Source organism: Curtobacterium sp. 1310, assembly GCF_017834105.1.
In the GTDB taxonomy this organism is placed as follows: Bacteria; Actinomycetota; Actinomycetes; order Actinomycetales; family Microbacteriaceae; genus Curtobacterium.
Window position 1 is genome coordinate 111,739 of record NZ_JAFICY010000006.1, and the last position, 16,730, is coordinate 128,468.

Consider the following 16,730-nt stretch of genomic DNA (forward strand, 5'->3'; position numbering starts at 1 on the left):
ACACTCCGTCAGCACCACCACCACGACAGCACCGCCACCGTCAGCACCACCACCGGCACCACCACAGCACCACGACAGCACCACCACCGGCACTCCGTCAGCACCACGACAGCACCACCCCGAAGGGAACCCCATGCGCATCGGCATCGACGTCGGCGGCACGAACACGGACGCCGTCCTGATGGACGGCAGCACGGTCGCCGCGGCTGTGAAGCGGTCGACGACGCAGGACGTCACGTCCGGCATCGTCGCCGCCCTGGCCGGCCTGCGCGAGCAGCGCGACTTCACCTCGGCGGACATCGACGGCGTGATGATCGGTACGACGCACTTCATCAACGCGCTCGTCGAGGCCCGGGGGCTCGCCCCGACCGCGGCCGTCCGTCTCGGCCTGCCCGCGACCGCGTCGCTGCCGCCCTTCACCGACTGGCCCGAGCACCTGGTGGGCGCCGTGCAGGGACGGGCGTTCCTGGCGCACGGCGGCCACGAGTTCGACGGCCGGGTCATCTCCGAGCTGGACCCGGACGAGCTGAAGCGGCACGCCGAGGCCATCGGTGCCGCCGGGATCCGCTCGATCGCGATCTCGTCGGTGTTCTCCCCGATCAACGACGAGTTCGAGCAGCGGGCGCAGGCGATCATGGCCGCCGAGCTCGGACCGGACGTCGCGTTCTCGCTGTCGAGCGAGATCGGTCGCATCGGGCTGCTCGAGCGCGAGAACGCCACCATCATCAACGCGGCGCTCCGCGAGCTCGCCGACCGCATCGTCGACGGTCTGTCCGGCTCCGTCGCCGGCAGCGGGATCGACGCGCCCCTGTTCCTCAGCCAGAACGACGGCACGCTCATGGACGTCGAGTACGCCCGGCGCTACCCGGTCGCAACGTTCGCCTCGGGCCCGACGAACTCGATGCGCGGTGCCGCGGTGCTCTCCGGCTTCGACACCTGCGCGGTCGTCGACGTCGGCGGCACCACGAGCGACGTCGGCGTGCTGACCGGTGGCTTCCCGCGCGAGGCCACCGGTGAGGTCGCGGTCGCGGGCATCCGCACGAACTTCCGGATGCCCGACGTGCTGTCGATCGGCATCGGGGGCGGCTCCCGCATCCGCGAGGACGGCGCCCTGGTCGGCCCGGACTCGGTCGGCTACCGGCTCACCCAGGAGGGCCTGGTCTTCGGCGGCGACACCCTCACCGCGACCGACGTGGCCGTCCGCGGTGGCCGTGGCGCCATCGGGGACGTCTCCCGTGTCGCCGGGGTGCCGGCCGAGGTCGCCGAACGGGCCCTCGCGGTGATCGCCGAGCGCGTCGCCGACGTCGTGGAGCGCATGCGCACCTCGTCGGACCCGCTGCCCGTGGTCGCCGTCGGTGGCGGGTCCGTCCTGCTGCCCGACACCCTGCCCGGGCTCGGCACGGTGCACCGGCCGGAGCACCACTCGGTCGCCAACGCGATCGGCGCCGCCATCGCGCAGGTGTCCGGCGAGGTCGACAAGGTCTACGCGATCAGCGACGGCAGGCGTTCCGCCGTGGTCGACGAGGCCCGCCAGGAGGCCGTCGACCGAGCCGTCGCCGCCGGAGCCGATCCGTCCAGTGTCGCGATCGTCGACTTCGACGAGGTCCCGATCCCGTACCTGCCCGGCAACGCCACGCGCATCCGCGCCAAGGCGGTCGGCGACCTCGCACTCGGGGCGCTGGTCCGATGACGACGACGGCGACGGCACCCGGCGCGGACACGCGTCCGTCGGCGACCACCGTCCGTCCCCTCACCGAGATCGGCGAGGACTGCTCCGCGCTCGCCCGCGGCGCCGCCGTCCTCGGTACCGGCGGTGGTGGCGACCCCTACATCGGCCGACTGCTGGCCGAGGCCGCGGTCCGCGAGCACGGCCCCGTGCCGGTCGTGCAGGTCGAGGACCTGCCCGACGACGCCGTCGTGCTCAACGTCGCGATGATCGGCGCACCGACCGTCATGGTCGAGAAGCTGCCGTCCGGCGCGCAGTTCGCCGAGGCGATCCGCAGCCTCGCCACCCACCTCGGCGTCACCCCGACGCACGTCGCGTGCATCGAGGTCGGCGGCGTCAACTCGACCAGCCCGATCGTCGCCGCGGCTGAACTCGGCCTGCCGCTCGTCGACGGCGACGGCATGGGCCGCGCCTTCCCCGAGGTGCAGATGGTCCTGCCGACCCTGTCGGGGATCAGCGCCACGCCGATGGCACTCGCCGACGAGAAGGGCAACGCCGCCGTCTTCGACACCGTCGACAACCGCTGGGCGGAACGGCTCGCCCGCACCGCGACGGTCGAGATGGGGTGCTCCGCGATCACCGCGCAGTACGCGATGTCCGGCGCCGAGCTCAAGCAGTCGTACGTCCGCGGCAGCCTCTCGCTCAGCGTCGCGATCGGCGAGGCACTCGTCGCCGCCCGCACCGCGAACGAGGACCCCGTGGACGCCGTCGCCGCGGTGCTCGGTGGGACCGTCGTGTTCGAGGGCAAGGTCGCCGACGTGGAGCGGAAGACCGTCACCGGCTTCGCCCGCGGGACCGCCCGCATCGCCGGCTCCGGCAGCGACACCGGCCTGGAGGCCGTGCTCCGGTTCCAGAACGAGCACCTGCTGGTCGAGGTGGCCGGGTCGGTCCGCACCACCACCCCCGACCTGATCGTCACCCTGGACGCCGAGACCGGTGAACCGATCACCACCGAGGGGCTGCGCTTCGGCGCACGCGTCCGGATCGTCACCGCACCGGCCGACCCGCGCTGGCACACCCCGGCGGGCCTCGCGCTCGCCGGACCCCGGTACTTCGGCTACGACACCCCGGCGGTCCGCCACGACGGCACCGTCAGCGAGGGAGAACACGCATGAGCTGGACCATCGACGTCGACGACCTGCCCGACCTCGCCCGCGGCGCCGCACTGCTCGGCACCGGGGGCGGGGGCGACCCGCTCATCGGCATGCTGCTCGTCAAGGCGGCGATCGAGGAGCACGGACCGGTGACGGTCCTCGACCCGTCCGAGGTGCCGGACGACGCCCTCGTCATCCCCACCGCGCAGATGGGCGCCCCGACCGTGGTGCTCGAGCGGCTGCCCGCCGGCCCGGAGCCGCTCGGTGCCCTCCGCCGACTCGAGGCGCACCTCGGCCGGACCGCCACCGCCACGATGCCGATCGAGTGCGGCGGCATCAACTCGATGATCCCGCTGCTCGTCGGCGCGACCGGCGGCCTGCCCGTCGTCGACGCGGACGGCATGGGGCGCGCGTTCCCGGAGCTGCAGATGGAGACCTTCTCGGTGTACGGGGTGCCCGGGTCCCCGCTGGCGATCAGCGACGAGAACAGCCACGGCGTCGTCATCGACACCGGGCACGACAACCGGCAGATGGAGTGGCTCGCCCGCGGCGTCACGATCCGCCTCGGCGGGGTGGCGTACATCGCCGAGTACGCGATGAGCGGCCGCCAGGTCCGGGAGACCGCCGTCCCGCGGACACTCTCGCTCGCGCTGGCGGTCGGTCGGGCGATCCGACGGGCACGCGAGGAGCACCGCGACCCCGTCGAGGGGCTCGCCGAGGCGTTCGGGCAGACGATCTACACGCACCTGCGCGAGCTGTTCGACGGCAAGGTCGTCGACGTCGAGCGCCGGACGGTCGACGGGTTCGCGAAGGGCCGGGCCGTCGTCCAGGGCGCCGACGGGTCGGAGCTCGAGATCGCCTTCCAGAACGAGAACCTCGTCGCCCGACGGGACGGTCGCCTCGTCGCGGTGGTGCCGGACCTGATCTGTGTGCTCGACGCCGAGACGGCGGAACCGATCACCACGGAGCGCCTGCGCTACGGCCAGCGCGTCCGGGTGATCGGGGTGTCGACGCCCGACCTCATGCGCACACCGGAGGCCCTCGCGGTGTTCGGGCCGTCGTGCTTCGGCCTGGACGACGACTTCGTCCCGGTCGAGCAGCTGCACGATCGCGCGCCGGTGGGGGCGCGCTGAGCGGCGCCGATGCGCGAGGATCGCAGGTGTGCACCAGGGCGAGCAGCGTGACGGGGTCGTGACCGGCCTCCGGGCCGACGACGTCGACGACTTCGCACGCGGCACCGCGCTCCTCGGGTGCGGCGGTGGCGGCCAGGTGGACCACATGGCCCACGCCCTGCGGCGGGCGCTCGGCGACGCCCGGGTGCCGGTCGTGCCGGTCGGCGGCGGTGTCCGCGCGGTGATGGCGGTGGGGCTCGTCGGGTCGACCACCGTGCTCGAGGAGAAGACGCCGAGCGGGCGAGAGCTGCCCGACGCGCTCGCCGCGGTGGAACGCTGGACCGGCCGTCGGGCGGACGCCGTCGTCGCAGCGCAGATCGGCGGCGTCACCGGACCGGCCGCGGCGCTCACGGCGCACGCGGTCGGCCTGCCGCTCGTCGACGCCGACCTGGTCGGTCGGGCGACGCCGCGCATCGACCAGCTCTCCCTGTTCGTCGGGTCGTCGCCTTCGGTCACCGCCGCTGCGGTGACGTCCAGCGGCCTGCGGATCGTGGTCGACTCGTCGGACCCACGGGACCTCGAGACGGTCTGGCGCGAGGCGGTCTCGCACAGCGGCGGGTGGGCGGCGTTCGCGGTCGGCCCCGTCGACGCCGAGGTGCTCGCCGCACGCTGCATCACGGGCAGTGTCGACCGGGCCCTGCGCACCGGACGCGTCGCTGCAGCCGCGGCCGGCGTCGAGGACCTCGTGGTCGGGCTCGACGGCGCTCGTGCCGTCGCCCGCGGCCGCGTGCTCGACGTGCAGCGCGGCGGGGACGCGGTCGCGTTCGTGCACGGGTCGATGGCGATCCGCGACGCGGCCACCGGCGCCGTCGTCCGGGTCGAGGCGGGCAGCGAGTGGGTGCACTGCCTGGTGGACGGTGAACCGGTCGCGAGCACCCCGAGCTGCATCGTCGTCGTCGACGCCAGGTCCCTGCGGCCCGTCAGCACCGAGCGAGCCCGGGTCGGGGACGAGCTCGCGGTGCTCGTGCTGCCCGGTGCGCCGTGGTGGTGGGCGTCGCCGGAGCGCACGGCACGCGTGGCGCCCCGCGCGTTCGGGATCGACGCCGACGCCGTGCCGGAGGCCGCAGCGTGATCCCCGTCTCGGACTTCCTGCCCCTGCTGCCCGAGGGCACGACGTTGCTCGTCGGACCGGCGACGGGCACGGTCACCACCGTGCGCGGACTCGTCGGCCCGCCCGAGCACGTCGGTCGGCAGCTCGGGACGGACGACTCCGCGGTCGTCCTGCTCACCCCGGTCGAGCACTTCGACGCCCGGTTCGACGTGCTGCTCCGCCGGGCGGCGACCGCCGGCGTCGCGGTGCTCGTCGTCGGGCTCGCCGACGGGGCACCGCTGCCCGGCGCCGGGACCGCCGCGCTCGCCGATCGACTCGGCGTCGCGGTGGTCGTGACCCCGGACCCGTGGGCCGCCTCCGTGCGGGTGCACGAGCTCATCGGGTCCGGGGACGCTCCCGCTGCCCGTGCCGCCGTCGTCGCGGCGCGGGTCGGACTCGACGCCGGACCCGCCCTGGACGAACTGTTCACCCGGCTCGAGCACGAGCTCGGACACGCGATCCGGTTCCTCGACGCGTCGGGACGTCCCCTGCGTGGTGCGGGGGTCGCGCCGGCGACCGCGGCACTGCTCGCGCGCACGGTCGGGACGAGCGAGCCGGTCTGGGCGACCGACGACCGGGAGACGGTCGTGGCCGTGCCCGTCCCGACCGGCATCGGACCGCGGGCCTGGCTCGCGGTCGGCACCACCACGCCCGTGCGTGCCGAGCGGGTCGTGCTCGCGACCGCACTGCGGGTCGCGGCGGTCGCGGCCGGACACCGGCTCGTGCTCACCCGGCTCGACGACGAGCGCGACGCCCGGTACCGGATGGCGATGCTCGACGACCTCCGGACCGCCGACGGGGCACCGGCGCCGCCCCTGGTGCAGCGGACCATCGCCGCCGGCTGGGAGCTCGACGCCTGGCACGTCGGTGTCCGGCTCGTCGCGCGGGAGCCGGTCGACGCGGTGGCCCTGCGACGCGAGGTCGAGACGGCGTTCGACGCGCACGGGCTCGACGTGGTGGTGGTCGAGCAGACCGACGGGTGGGCGCTCTGGTGCTCGTCGTCCGACGAACCCGACCGTGCCACGGTCGCCGCGATCGCCGCCTCGGTGCGTGCCGCCCAGAACGCCCTGCGCACCGCGGTCGACACGAACGCCGGCGTGGGCAGCGTGCACGCCGGTCCGGCGGGGCTCGTGCGGACGCTCGGCGAAGCGGGCGACGCCGTCCGCCTCGCCGCCGCGCGACCGGAGTCGGGCTTCTTCGTGCACGTCGACCGGCTCGGCCTCGCGCAGCTGCTGCTCGCGTGGACGCAGACCGACACGTTCCTGCCGGCGGCGGAGCAGCTCCTCGCGCCCCTGGAGCGCGGAGGCGGGGCGCTCCGCTCGACCCTGGCGGCGTACCTCGACGCGGAGTCCTCGGTGGCGGAGACGGCCGCGGTGCTCGGGGTGCACCGCAACACCGTGGCCGATCGCATCGACCGGGTGCAGCGGCTGCTCGGCGTGGACCTCGGCGACCCGGAGACTCGGCTCGCGCTGCACCTGGCGACGCGGGCGCTCGGCGGGGCGTAGCGCGGGGGCGACCGTGCGTCGTGCAGCGGATCGGTCGCCGCGTCGCGCGTTGCGGCGTCCCCGGGCTGTACGCGCCGCACGGCGTTCGGCACGATGGGTGCATGAGGACCCGCACCGTCGCGGCCACGGCCGTCGTGGTCGTCCTCGTCGCGCTCACCGGGTGCACGAAGCAGCAGACCTCCTTCGACGGGGTCGCGCGCGCGGCGTGCGAGACGAGGGTCGGGCCGGCGATCGTCGCCTGGTGGCGTGACCAGTACGGGACGACCCCGTGGAAGGTCGTCGACACCCGGTCGACGGGCGTCGAGCAGCGATCGTCCGGTCCGAGCGGGGTGACGGTGGCAGCCGTCACCGGGGAGTCGTCCGTGCGGCGCGAGGAGCACGGGACGGCGACGGAACCGGTCGAGTGGTCGTGCTCCGCGCAGACCACGGCCGACGATCCGTCGACGGTGTCGGCGACGATCCGGGAGATCACGCTCGGCTGAGCCCCACGGCCGATCGGTCGCACGTGCGCCGCTACGGACGCTCGGTGTCGTCGAGCGCGCCACCGGTGAGCGCCGACAGGCGCTCCAGCCCTGCCTCGGCGACGAGCTGGCGGGCGAGGGGGCGGGCGCGGTCCACCGCCTCGCGCACGTCGACCTTCGTGACGTCGCCGTTGGCGAGGCTCAGCTCGCCGTCGACCCAGACGTCGCGGACCTCACGGCTGCCCGCGACGAAGACGACCGCCTGGTAGGGGTCGTGCACGTTCGCCAGCGTCGGGGAGTCGCCGTCGAACACCACCAGGTCAGCGCGCTTGCCGGGCTCGAGCGACCCGATCTCCTGCTCCATCCGCAGGGCGCGGGCGCCGCCGATCGTGCCCATCTCGAGGGCTTCGCGTGCACTCATCGCGGTTGCCTGCAGGTCGCGGACGCGGGCGAGCAGGGCCGCGGTCTTCATCGCCTGCAGGAAGTCCTGCGAGTCGTTCGACGCCGGACCGTCGACCCCGATCCCGACCGGGACGCCGAGCGCTCGCAGTTCGGCGACCGGCGCGATGCCGCTCGCCAGGATGCCGTTCGCGACCGGGTTGTGCGCGACCCCGACGCCGTGCGTGGCGTAGCGCTCGCGGTCCTCGCGGTCGACCCAGACGCTGTGCGCGGCGATCACCGGGACCTGGAACATGCCCGTCGCCTCGGCGTGGCCGATCGCCGTCCGACCGGTGCGCTGCCGGGCGGCGGTGACCTCCTCGCGCACCTCGTGGAAGTGCACGTGCACCCCGTGGCCGCCCGCGACCGCGTAGTCGACGTGCTCCTGCCAGGTGTCGTCGGTGTACCGGCCGATCGACGAGACGCCCACGCGGAAGGTGCTGTAGCGGCTGGCGTCGGCGGCCTCGCGCAGGGCCTCGAACTCGTCGAGGATCGGGGTCGCGCCGAAGTCGCGGTCGACGTCGCCGGAGCCGAACGACACGACACCGCGGAGCCCGAGGTCCTCGAGTGCCTGCACGACACCCGGGGTCGCCGGCTCGTCGGGCACCGGGTCGGCGCAGAACATGTCGTTCGCGGTCGTCACACCGCTCCGGAGGAGCTGGATGCCCTGGAGCACCGTGCCGGCGTACGCCTTCTCGCGGGTCATCACCCGATTGACGCGGCCGATCAGTGCGGTGAGCCACTCCCACAGCGTGTACTGCGAGCCGATGCCCGTGATGAGCCCCTCGCTGAAGTGGCCGTGTGTGTTCACGAAGCCCGGGGTCACGATGTCGTACGCGCCGCCGCGGACGGGTGCGTTGGGATGCGCAGCGGACAGCTCGGCGAAGGTGCCGACGGCGGCGATGCGGTCCCCGTCGAGCAGGACGGCGCCGTCGCGGATCGCTGCGGGTGTGGAGGAGCCGTCCGGTGCGGCGGTGAGCACCCAGCCGGCGCGGATCAGGGTCTGCGTCATGGGGCGAACCTAGGGTGCCCGTGTTTCGCCGGTGTCACCGCGGGGTTTCCCCTCGGCGCCCGGAGGCGCAGTCGGAACCCGGAGTCGTCGTCGCCCGGTCGCGGCGGTGACGAGCGGTCGGTGCCGGTCGGTCCTCGTGCACTGGACCGCTCTGTGTGCGCTCGAATCGTCATACCGTTCAAGGCGCGTGGGAGCCCGTGCCCTTCGGGCTCCTCTCGCCCGGACGCTCGCGGCGCCGAGCGGGACGGCCGTGTCGAACCACGGATGCGACGTCGAACCACGGATGCGAGGTCGAACCAGGCGCCGCCCCTGGTGCCGTCCCGGGAGCGTCGTTCGACGGGCACGACGTACACGACGCGCGCGCGTCAGGGGACCCGCGCGGGGACGCGGTGGATCGGGCCGGACCCGCCGGTCAGCGCCCCTCCCGAGGAGCCCGTCCGCACGGCGACGACCTCGGCCATGATCGCGACGGCCGTCTCGGCCGGGGTCCGCGCGCCGATGTCGAGACCGATCGGGGAGCGGAGCCGATCGAGGTCCGGCGTGCCGAGCGCGTGCAGTTCCGCGAGCCGCCGCTCGTGGGTCGATCGGGAGCCCATCGCGCCGACGTACCCGGCTCCGCGGCGGAGCGCCTGGTCGATCACCTCGGCGTCGAACCGGTCGTCGTGTGCGAGCACCACGACGGCGGTCGTCCGGTCCACGGGCAACCCCTCGAGCACGCGCGTCGGCCAGCCCACGATCCGTTCGTCCGCGGCCGGGAAGCGCTCGTCCGTCAGGAACACCGGCCGCGGGTCGACCACGGTCACGGCGTAGCCGAGCACCGCGGCGGCGTTCGTCACGGCGACGGCGGTCTCGACGGCGCCGACGACGACGCAGCGGGGGCGGTGGTCACTGCGCTCGACGAAGACCCGGTCGCGGCACCCGTCCGGAGCGGTGACGACCACCCCGAGCGTCCCCGGCTCCAGCGAGACGGCGAGCGAGGTCGGCAGACCGGCCGCGGCGTCACGCAGCGCGCTCACGAGCAGGGCGTCGTCGGACGTGACCCGCTGGACGAGCACCTCCACGCGACCACCGCACCGGAGCGCGGGGGCCCACACGGCATCGGGGTCGTCGGGGGCGTCGTCGAAGCCGAACCGCTCGAACACCGCCTCGCCGGTCTCGAGCACCTGCTCGGCGGTGAGGAACAGCGAGCCCTCGACGCAGCCTCCGGAGATGGTGCCGACGACCTGTCCGCCCGGCAGCACCGCCATCGAGGTCCCGACGCCGCTCGGCGCGCTGCCGGTCATCGAGACCGCCGTCGCGACGACGACCGGTGCACCCGTGTCGAGGACGGCCAGGAGGCGCGGTGCCAGTTCGAACATCACGCACCTCCGGCGTCGGTCGCGTCGCCCTGCAGCAGCGCCCAGACACGGTCGCGCGTCATCGGCAGGCGGTACGGACGCACGCCGATCGCGTCGCGGACGGCGTTCGCCACCGCCGGGGCGACGGGGTTGTACGGGGCCTCGCTCATCGACTTCGCCCCGAGCGGTCCGAGCGGGTCGTGCGTGTCGGCGAAGCGGACCTCGGTGCGGGGCACGTCGGAGATCTTCGGCACCCGGTACGACCGGAAGGCGTCGGTGGTCACGCGACCGGTGTCGTCGAGCACGACCTCCTCGTACAGGGTCGATCCCATCGCCTGTGCTGCGCCGCCCTCGACCTGTCCGCGCAGCTGCTCGGGGTTCAGGACGGTCCCGGCATCGACGGCCTGCACGCTGTGGAGCACCCGGACCTCGCCGGTCGGTCGGTGCACCGCGACACGGGCACCGTGCACCGTGAACGCGAGCGACCGCGGGGTGCCGTCGTGGCTGCCGTGTGCGACCAGTGGTCCCTCGGCGAGGAGCTCGGCGTGTCCGACGACCTCGTCACCGACGCGGACGCCGCCGGGCAGGACCTCGACGGCGGGGCCGAGCGGCCCGGAGGCGGCACGGGGTGTGCGCGCGGCGACGATCCGGAGCGCCCGGGCGGTCAGCTGCTCGCGGAGGTCCTCGGCCGCCGCGAACAGCGCCTTGCCCGCCACGACCACACCGGCGGAGCCGAACGCACCGGTGTCGTACTGCGCGGCGTCGGTGTCGGACTGGTGCACGTCGACCCGGTCCGGCGTGGTGCCGAGGGCGGTCGCGACGAGCTGGGTGTGCACGGTCGTCGTGCCGTTGCCGAACTCCGCCGTGCCGACCCCGATCCGGTAGCGGCCGTCCGTGGTGGCCTCGACGGTCGCGTGCGCGTGGTGCCCACGGGGCGGCATCGTCGCGATGGCCGCCAGCGCGATGCCGGTGCCGTACGCCCAGTCCCCGGTGCCGTCCGCCGTGGGCGGGTCGAGCTCCGGGCCGTCCATCGCCGGGACCTCGGGCAGCGGCGCGCGCAGCGCGTCCTCCACCAGGTCGAGGCACTGGTCGAGGCCGTAGCTGCCCTCCCAGCGCAGGTCGTCCTCCTCGTCGGGGTCGGTCACGACGAGGGGGTCGCCCGGAACGACGACGTTGCGCCGCCGGAGCTCGAACGGGTCGAGGTCGAGCCGACGCGCGAGCTCGTCCATCGCCGACTCGATCGCGAACACCACCTGGCCCAGGCCGTACCCGCGGAACGCCCCCGATGGCAGGTTGTTCGTGTAGACGGACTCGGCGTCGACCCGCTTCGCCGGGCAGCGGTAGACGGCGACCGACTCGCTGACCGAGTGGAACATGACGCCGACGCCGTGGTTCCCGTAGGCGCCCGTGTCCATCACCTGGTCGACGTGCATCGCGGTCAGGCGGCCGGACGCGTCCGCACCGAGCCGGACACGCACCCGCATCGGGTGCCGCGTGGGCGCGATCGTGAACTCGTCCCGGCGGCTGAACTCGTACTGCACGCTCCGACCCGTACGCAGCACGGCGAGGGTGACGAGGTCCTCGGTGAGCATCTCCTGCTTCCCGCCGAACCCACCGCCGACGCGCTTGGCGACCACCCGCACACGCGACGGGTCGAGGCCGAAGACGTGCGCGATCTCGTCGCGGACCAGGAACGGGACCTGCGTGGCGGTCCGCAGCACGAGCCTCCCGTCCCGGTCCAGCGAACCGCGGGTCGCGTGCGTCTCGAGCGCCGCGTGGGAGACACGACCGGTGGTCCAGGTGCCGTCGACCGACGCGACGGCGGACGCCAGCGCGGCCTCGACGTCGCCGGTCTCGCCGTGCAGGGCCGCGACCACGTTGCGGCCGGGCTCGGCGATGCGGTGCTCGGCGGTCGTCTTGTCGCCGTGCAGCAGGGGAGCGCGCGGGCCGCGCGCGGCGTCGACGTCGTGCACGCTCGGCAGCAGCTCGTACTCGACCCGCAGCACGGCGCACGCCTGCTCCGCGATCCGGACGCTGTCGGCGACGACGGCCGCCACGCGCTGCCCTCGGAACCGCAGCACCCGGTCGAACACGCGGGTGTCGTCGGGGTCGTCGAGCCGCGAGTCGTGCCGCCCGGTCGAGAAGAGCACGCCGGGGTCGTCGTGGTGGGTGAGCACGAGGTGCACACCGGGCAGGGCCTCGGCCGCGCTCGCGTCGATCGACACGACGCGGGCGTGCGGGTGGGGGCTGCCGAGGACCGCCACGTGCAGGAGCGCCTCGGTCGGGCGGACGTCGAGCGTGTACTCCTCGCCCCCGGTCACGATCCGCATCGCCGCCGGGGCCGCGACGGACGTGCCGACGGCGGCCCCGGCACCCGGGCACGCCGTGTTGCGCACGCCGTCGAGGGCGTCCTCGATCGCGCGGTACCCCGTGCACCGGCAGAGGTTGCCCTTGAGCGCCCGGTGTCGGTCGGCGAGCTGGTCGTCGTCGAGGGCGGACGCGGTGACGACGTACCCGGCGGTGCAGAACCCGCACTGGAACCCGGGGGCCTCGGCGAACGCCCGCTGCACGGGGTGGGGCTGCTCCGGCGTGCCGAGGCCCGCGGCCGTCGTCACCACGCGACCCTCGAGCCGGTGCGCCGGTGTGATGCAGGAGTGCACGGGCACCCCGTCGAGCAGGACCGAGCAGGCACCGCAGTCGCCGGCGTCACAGCCCTTCTTGACGCTGGTGACCCCGTGCTCGCGGAGCAGGGTGCGGAGGACCTGGCCCGGCTGCGGGGCGGCGTCCAGGGTCGTCCCGTCGACCTCGAACCTCATCGGGCGTCCCCCTCCGCAGCAGCGAGACCCGAGCCGCCGGCCTCGGCGACGAGTTCGGCGGCGAAGCGGCGGGACACCGCCCGACGCCAGTCGGGGGAGCCGTGCGGGTCGTCGTACCAGTCGTCGTGGGCGGCGAGCACCGTGTCGACCTCGGCAGCCGTGGGCACCGCGTCCCACCGGAGCACGACCGGTCGCGGGGTCCCGCCGGTGACGACGAGGACGAAGCCGTCGGCGTCCCAGCGCGCGGTCACGAGCGCGCCGGTCCGACCGTGGGGGCTGAGCGACACACGGCGGTACCCGGTGGTGCTCCTGAGCGCCGACTCCGGCACGTCGAACGCGCGGACGACCTCGCCGGGCGCCAGTGCCGTGGCGCGGACCCCGGTGACGAGGGCGGCGACGGGCAGGCGGCGATCCCCGCCGTCCGGCGTCCAGACGACCGCCGTCGCGTCCAGGGTCACCAGCAACGCCGTGATCGCTCCCGCGGGCAGCGCGGTCGCCACGTTCCCGCCGACCGTCGCCGCGTTCCACACCTTGAACGACGCGAGCAGGGCGTTCGCGCACCGCTCGACGAGGGGCCACGCACGCCACCCCGGCTCGGGGTCGAGCCGCAGCAGCGCCGCGATGGTGCACGTCGCACCGAGCCGCAGGCCCTCCGGCGTGTGCTCGGCGTCCGGCCAGCCCAGGCCGGTCAGGTCGACGAGGCCGGTGGTTCCCGGTTGCTCCTCGGAGTACAGCCAGGTGCCGCCGGCGAGCGGCTGCTCACCGGGTGCGAGCGCGAGGTCGTCGCGGTGCGACGGTGTCCGCAGGGTGCGGACGGTGACGAGGTCCATGCAGGGGTCCGATCGGGGTGGCGGGACGGGTGACGACGGTGTCGCCCGGTCGTCGGCCGTGCGCGATCATCCCGCGGTTCCACGCCGAGGACGCTCGGGGTGCGGTGCTGCGCGCCACGGTGCCTCCTCGGTCGGATCGGTTCGTGGCGGCAACGCTAGGGAACGGGTGTTTCGGCACCGTTACGGGGGAACGACGGCCGCGTCACGACCGGGCCGGCTCGGCGGACGGAGCTCGTGACCTGATCGACGCACCACCGAAACACGCGGCTGTCATCGTCGCCGCATGGACACCACCGCCACCGCAGCCCCCGTCAGCACGTCCGTCCGCCTCGGTGCGAACCAGTACGGCAAGGCCGAGGTCCGCCTCGTCCGGGTCACCCGCGACACCGACCGCCACGAGATCGAGGACCTGACGGTCACGACCCAGCTGCGCGGTGCGGCGCTCGCCGAGTCCTACACCGAGGGCGACAACGCGAAGGTCGTCGCGACGGACACGCAGAAGAACACCGTCTACGCGTTCGCGAAGGAGCACGGTGTGGGCGCCCCGGAGGAGTTCCTCCTCCGCCTCGGCCGGCACTTCGCGACGGCGTTCGACTGGTACGACGGGTCGACGCTGTCCGCCGAGCAGCACGCCTGGGAGCGGATCGCGGTCGACGGTCGGGCGCACGACCACGCGTTCGTCCGGTCCGGCCGCGGCACCCGCACCGCCGTGGTGCAGGTCGACGGCGACGACGTCCACGTGCTCGCCGGCGTGACCGACCTGACGGTCCTGAAGTCGACGGGCAGCGAGTTCCACGGCTTCCCGCGTGACGCGTACACGACGCTCGCCGAGACCGACGACCGGATCCTCGCGACGTCGGTCACCGCGCGGTGGCGCTACACACCCGAGGCGGTCGCCGACGGCATCGACTACGACCGGGTGTGGACCGGCGTGCTCGACCGGATGCTCGCGACCTTCGCGGACCTGCACTCGCTCGCCCTGCAGCAGACCCTGTTCGCGATGGGGCGTGCGGCGATCGAGTCGTTCCCCGAGATCGCCGAAGTGCGCTTCTCGATGCCGAACAAGCACCACTTCCTGGTCGACCTGTCCCCGTTCGGGCTCGAGAACCCGGGCGAGGTGTTCTTCGCCGCCGACCGTCCCTACGGGCTCATCTCGGGCACGGTCGTGCGTGACGGGGTCGAGGACGCCCCGGCAGCCTGGACGTCCGTCCCGGCGTTCGTCTGAGCGGCGGCCCGCGCGTGCCGCGACCGGACGACCCGCTGCCGGTCGCCCCGCACGTCCCGCTGCCGGTCGACCCGCACGGCCCGCTGCCGGTGACCGGGGTCCTGCTCGCCGCCGGTGCCGGGACGCGCATGGGCATGCCGAAGGCGCTGGTGCGGACGACGGACGGGACGCCGTGGCTCGGGTCCGTGAGCCGGGCACTGCTCGACGGCGGCTGCGCCTCGGTGGTCGTGGTCCTCGGCGCCGCGGCCGGGGACGCCCGAGTGCTCGTGCCGGACCTGCCGTCCGTCCGCACGGTGGTCGCCGAGCACTGGGCCGAGGGACCCGGTGCGTCGCTCGCGGCGGGGCTGCAGGTGCTCGACGACGGGGTCGTCGCGTGCGTCGCGCTCGTCGACCTGCCGACGATGCCACCGACGGTCGTGCGCCGCGTCATCGGGGCGTCTGCGGGTGCGGACGTCCTGCGGCGTGCCGCGTTCGACGGCCGACCGGGTCACCCGGTGCTGGTCGGTCCGGCGCACCGCGGGGCGCTCGTCGCGGCGGTCACGGCCGACCCGGGGGACCGGGTCGCCGGTGCCTGGCTCCGGCGGGCGGGGGTCTCCGCGGTCGACTGCGCGGACCTGTGGGACGGCGAGGACCAGGACCGCCCGACGCCCGGACCGCCCGTCGACCAGACCGCTGACGGCTCAGTCGCCCCAGTCGCCGAGTGCGAACCGGTACGACTGGTAGGTCGCGTCCACGATCCCGATGCCGAGCACCACCCAGAAGACCCACCGTGAGCGACGACGGCCGGCCAGCGTGGAGGCCACGAGCACCATGAGCGGGAACTGCACCGAGCTCTCGCGGGCCATCGAGGTCCACGCGTAGCTCGTCCCCATGGACACCACCATGAGGCCCGTGTACACCAGCTCGGGCCACCACCGCTTCGCGATGAGGAAGCCGACCGCGACCAGGTAGACCGCGACCATGACGATGTCCGACCACTCCTGGAACTGCCCCGACCCGGTCGTCCCGGTCGCGATCCGGAGCGTCGTGCGGAACGTCTCCCACGGCCACTGTGTCTCGCGGTGCCACCCGAGCTTCTGCACGAGGAACCAGTGCGTGGGGTTGCCCGTCTGGTGCCAGAGCCAGGCGAGGTAGTAGCCCAGGCCGAGCGACCCCACCGCACCGAAGGCGGCGGCTCGCCACAGGCGCGACCAGAACGGCCGGATCCGCGGGCCGAGCAGCTGCGCGACGACCAGGGCCGCCACGAGGTAGACCGTCTCCACACGGATCAGTCCCGCCGGGATGCAGAGCAGCGCCCCGGTGAGCCAGCGGCCGCGCTGGACGAGCAGCCAGGCGGCGATCGCGAAGGCCAGGTAGGGCGACCCGGCGTACGGCGCGACCATGAAGTGGGCGTAGGGCCCCGCGACCAGGAGCGCGACGGCGCCGGCCGCGACGCGCGCGTCGAAGCGGTCGCGGACGACCTTCCACAGCAGCACCGCGGCGACGGCGGCGGAGAGGCCGGTCACGAGCCACATGGCCGCGGCGACCTGGGTCGGGTTCGGGGTGACGGTGAAGAACACACCCTCGGCGACGAAGCGGGAGAGGAAGGGGTACCCGGGCAGGAACGCCTCGTCGAACGGCACGACGCCGAAGGTCGGGTAGCCGGCCAGGGCGACGTGCAGGTAGTTCTCCGCGTCCCAGTGGTTCAGGACGGTCGGCAGCGTCCGCAGGCCGAGCTGTCCCGGTCGCTCGACGAGCCAGGCGACGAGGGCGGCTCCCTCGAGCAGCACCCGGGCCGCCGCCCAGATCGCCAGCGCCGCGAGCGTCCCGCGAAGCGCCCGTCGACCGCGGTCGTGCAGCGCTCCGGAGGGGTCGTGCGTCGACTCGCCGACGAGGTGGTCGGGGCGGTCGAGGGGCGTCGGCGGCGCGGTCGCGGTGCTCACCGGAAGATCCTAGGTGGGCCGGGAGCCTCCGACCCGGCACCGGTGCGACACGGATGACGGACGGACGGACGGACGGGAGGCGCGGTGCCAGCCGGCACCGCG

13 protein-coding genes are annotated in these 16,730 nt (G+C 74.3%); 8 read left to right on the forward strand and 5 right to left on the reverse strand.

Annotated elements, in window-relative coordinates; genetic code table 11:
* The first annotated feature begins 133 nt into the window (after window positions 1-133).
* From JOD95_RS14310 to JOD95_RS14335, 6 genes are all read left to right on the forward strand, one after another.
* Window positions 134-1,690, forward strand: a complete 1,557-nt coding sequence (locus tag JOD95_RS14310; protein WP_209685637.1) for a hydantoinase/oxoprolinase N-terminal domain-containing protein — start codon at window positions 134-136, stop codon at window positions 1,688-1,690.
* On the forward strand, window positions 1,687-2,841 hold the full coding sequence (locus tag JOD95_RS14315; RefSeq protein ID WP_209685640.1) for a DUF917 domain-containing protein: 1,155 nt from the start codon (window positions 1,687-1,689) through the stop codon (window positions 2,839-2,841). The genes JOD95_RS14310 and JOD95_RS14315 overlap by 4 nt, the downstream gene beginning before the upstream one ends.
* Window positions 2,838-3,953, forward strand: a complete 1,116-nt coding sequence (locus JOD95_RS14320; RefSeq protein ID WP_209685641.1) for a DUF917 domain-containing protein — start codon at window positions 2,838-2,840, stop codon at window positions 3,951-3,953. Before JOD95_RS14315 ends, JOD95_RS14320 begins: the two co-directional genes overlap by 4 nt.
* Before the next feature lie 28 nt (window positions 3,954-3,981).
* Window positions 3,982-5,064 (forward strand): DUF917 domain-containing protein, encoded by a 1,083-nt coding sequence (locus JOD95_RS14325; RefSeq protein WP_209685644.1) that lies wholly within the window; start codon window positions 3,982-3,984, stop codon window positions 5,062-5,064.
* Window positions 5,061-6,587: a CdaR family transcriptional regulator gene (locus JOD95_RS17000; protein ID WP_209685646.1), complete on the forward strand. Its 1,527-nt coding sequence runs from the start codon at window positions 5,061-5,063 to the stop codon at window positions 6,585-6,587. Before JOD95_RS14325 ends, JOD95_RS17000 begins: the two co-directional genes overlap by 4 nt.
* 101 nt (window positions 6,588-6,688) lie before the next feature.
* Window positions 6,689-7,069 (forward strand): hypothetical protein, encoded by a 381-nt coding sequence (locus JOD95_RS14335; RefSeq protein WP_066655762.1) that lies wholly within the window; start codon window positions 6,689-6,691, stop codon window positions 7,067-7,069.
* Window positions 7,070-7,100: 31 nt separating this feature from the next.
* On the opposite strand, the gene JOD95_RS14340 is transcribed toward JOD95_RS14335, so the two are convergent.
* From JOD95_RS14340 to JOD95_RS14355, 4 genes are all read right to left on the reverse strand, one after another.
* Entirely contained in the window at window positions 7,101-8,498 is a 1,398-nt protein-coding gene (locus JOD95_RS14340; protein ID WP_209685648.1) for an amidohydrolase family protein, read from the reverse strand.
* Window positions 8,499-8,863: 365 nt separating this feature from the next.
* Complete coding sequence (locus JOD95_RS14345; RefSeq protein WP_209685650.1) at window positions 8,864-9,856, reverse strand: XdhC family protein; 993 nt, start codon at window positions 9,854-9,856, stop codon at window positions 8,864-8,866.
* Window positions 9,856-12,651: a molybdopterin cofactor-binding domain-containing protein gene (locus tag JOD95_RS14350; protein WP_209685652.1), complete on the reverse strand. Its 2,796-nt coding sequence runs from the start codon at window positions 12,649-12,651 to the stop codon at window positions 9,856-9,858. The genes JOD95_RS14345 and JOD95_RS14350 overlap by 1 nt, the downstream gene beginning before the upstream one ends.
* Entirely contained in the window at window positions 12,648-13,481 is an 834-nt protein-coding gene (locus JOD95_RS14355; protein WP_209685654.1) for a xanthine dehydrogenase family protein subunit M, read from the reverse strand. Before JOD95_RS14355 ends, JOD95_RS14350 begins: the two co-directional genes overlap by 4 nt.
* Window positions 13,482-13,764: 283 nt before the next feature.
* On the opposite strand from JOD95_RS14355, the gene pucL reads away from it, so the two are divergent.
* Both pucL and JOD95_RS14365 read left to right on the forward strand, forming a co-directional pair.
* Window positions 13,765-14,706: a factor-independent urate hydroxylase gene (gene pucL / locus JOD95_RS14360; protein ID WP_209685656.1), complete on the forward strand. Its 942-nt coding sequence runs from the start codon at window positions 13,765-13,767 to the stop codon at window positions 14,704-14,706.
* A 14-nt stretch (window positions 14,707-14,720) separates the two neighbouring features.
* Complete coding sequence (locus JOD95_RS14365; protein WP_235426360.1) at window positions 14,721-15,479, forward strand: NTP transferase domain-containing protein; 759 nt, start codon at window positions 14,721-14,723, stop codon at window positions 15,477-15,479.
* Here JOD95_RS14365 and JOD95_RS14370 read toward each other — a convergent pair.
* Window positions 15,387-16,628, reverse strand: coding sequence for a mannosyltransferase family protein (locus JOD95_RS14370; protein ID WP_066655735.1), 1,242 nt, complete (start codon window positions 16,626-16,628; stop codon window positions 15,387-15,389). The two genes, JOD95_RS14365 and JOD95_RS14370, sit on opposite strands and share 93 nt — an antisense overlap.
* Between the last annotated feature and the right edge of the window lie 102 nt (window positions 16,629-16,730).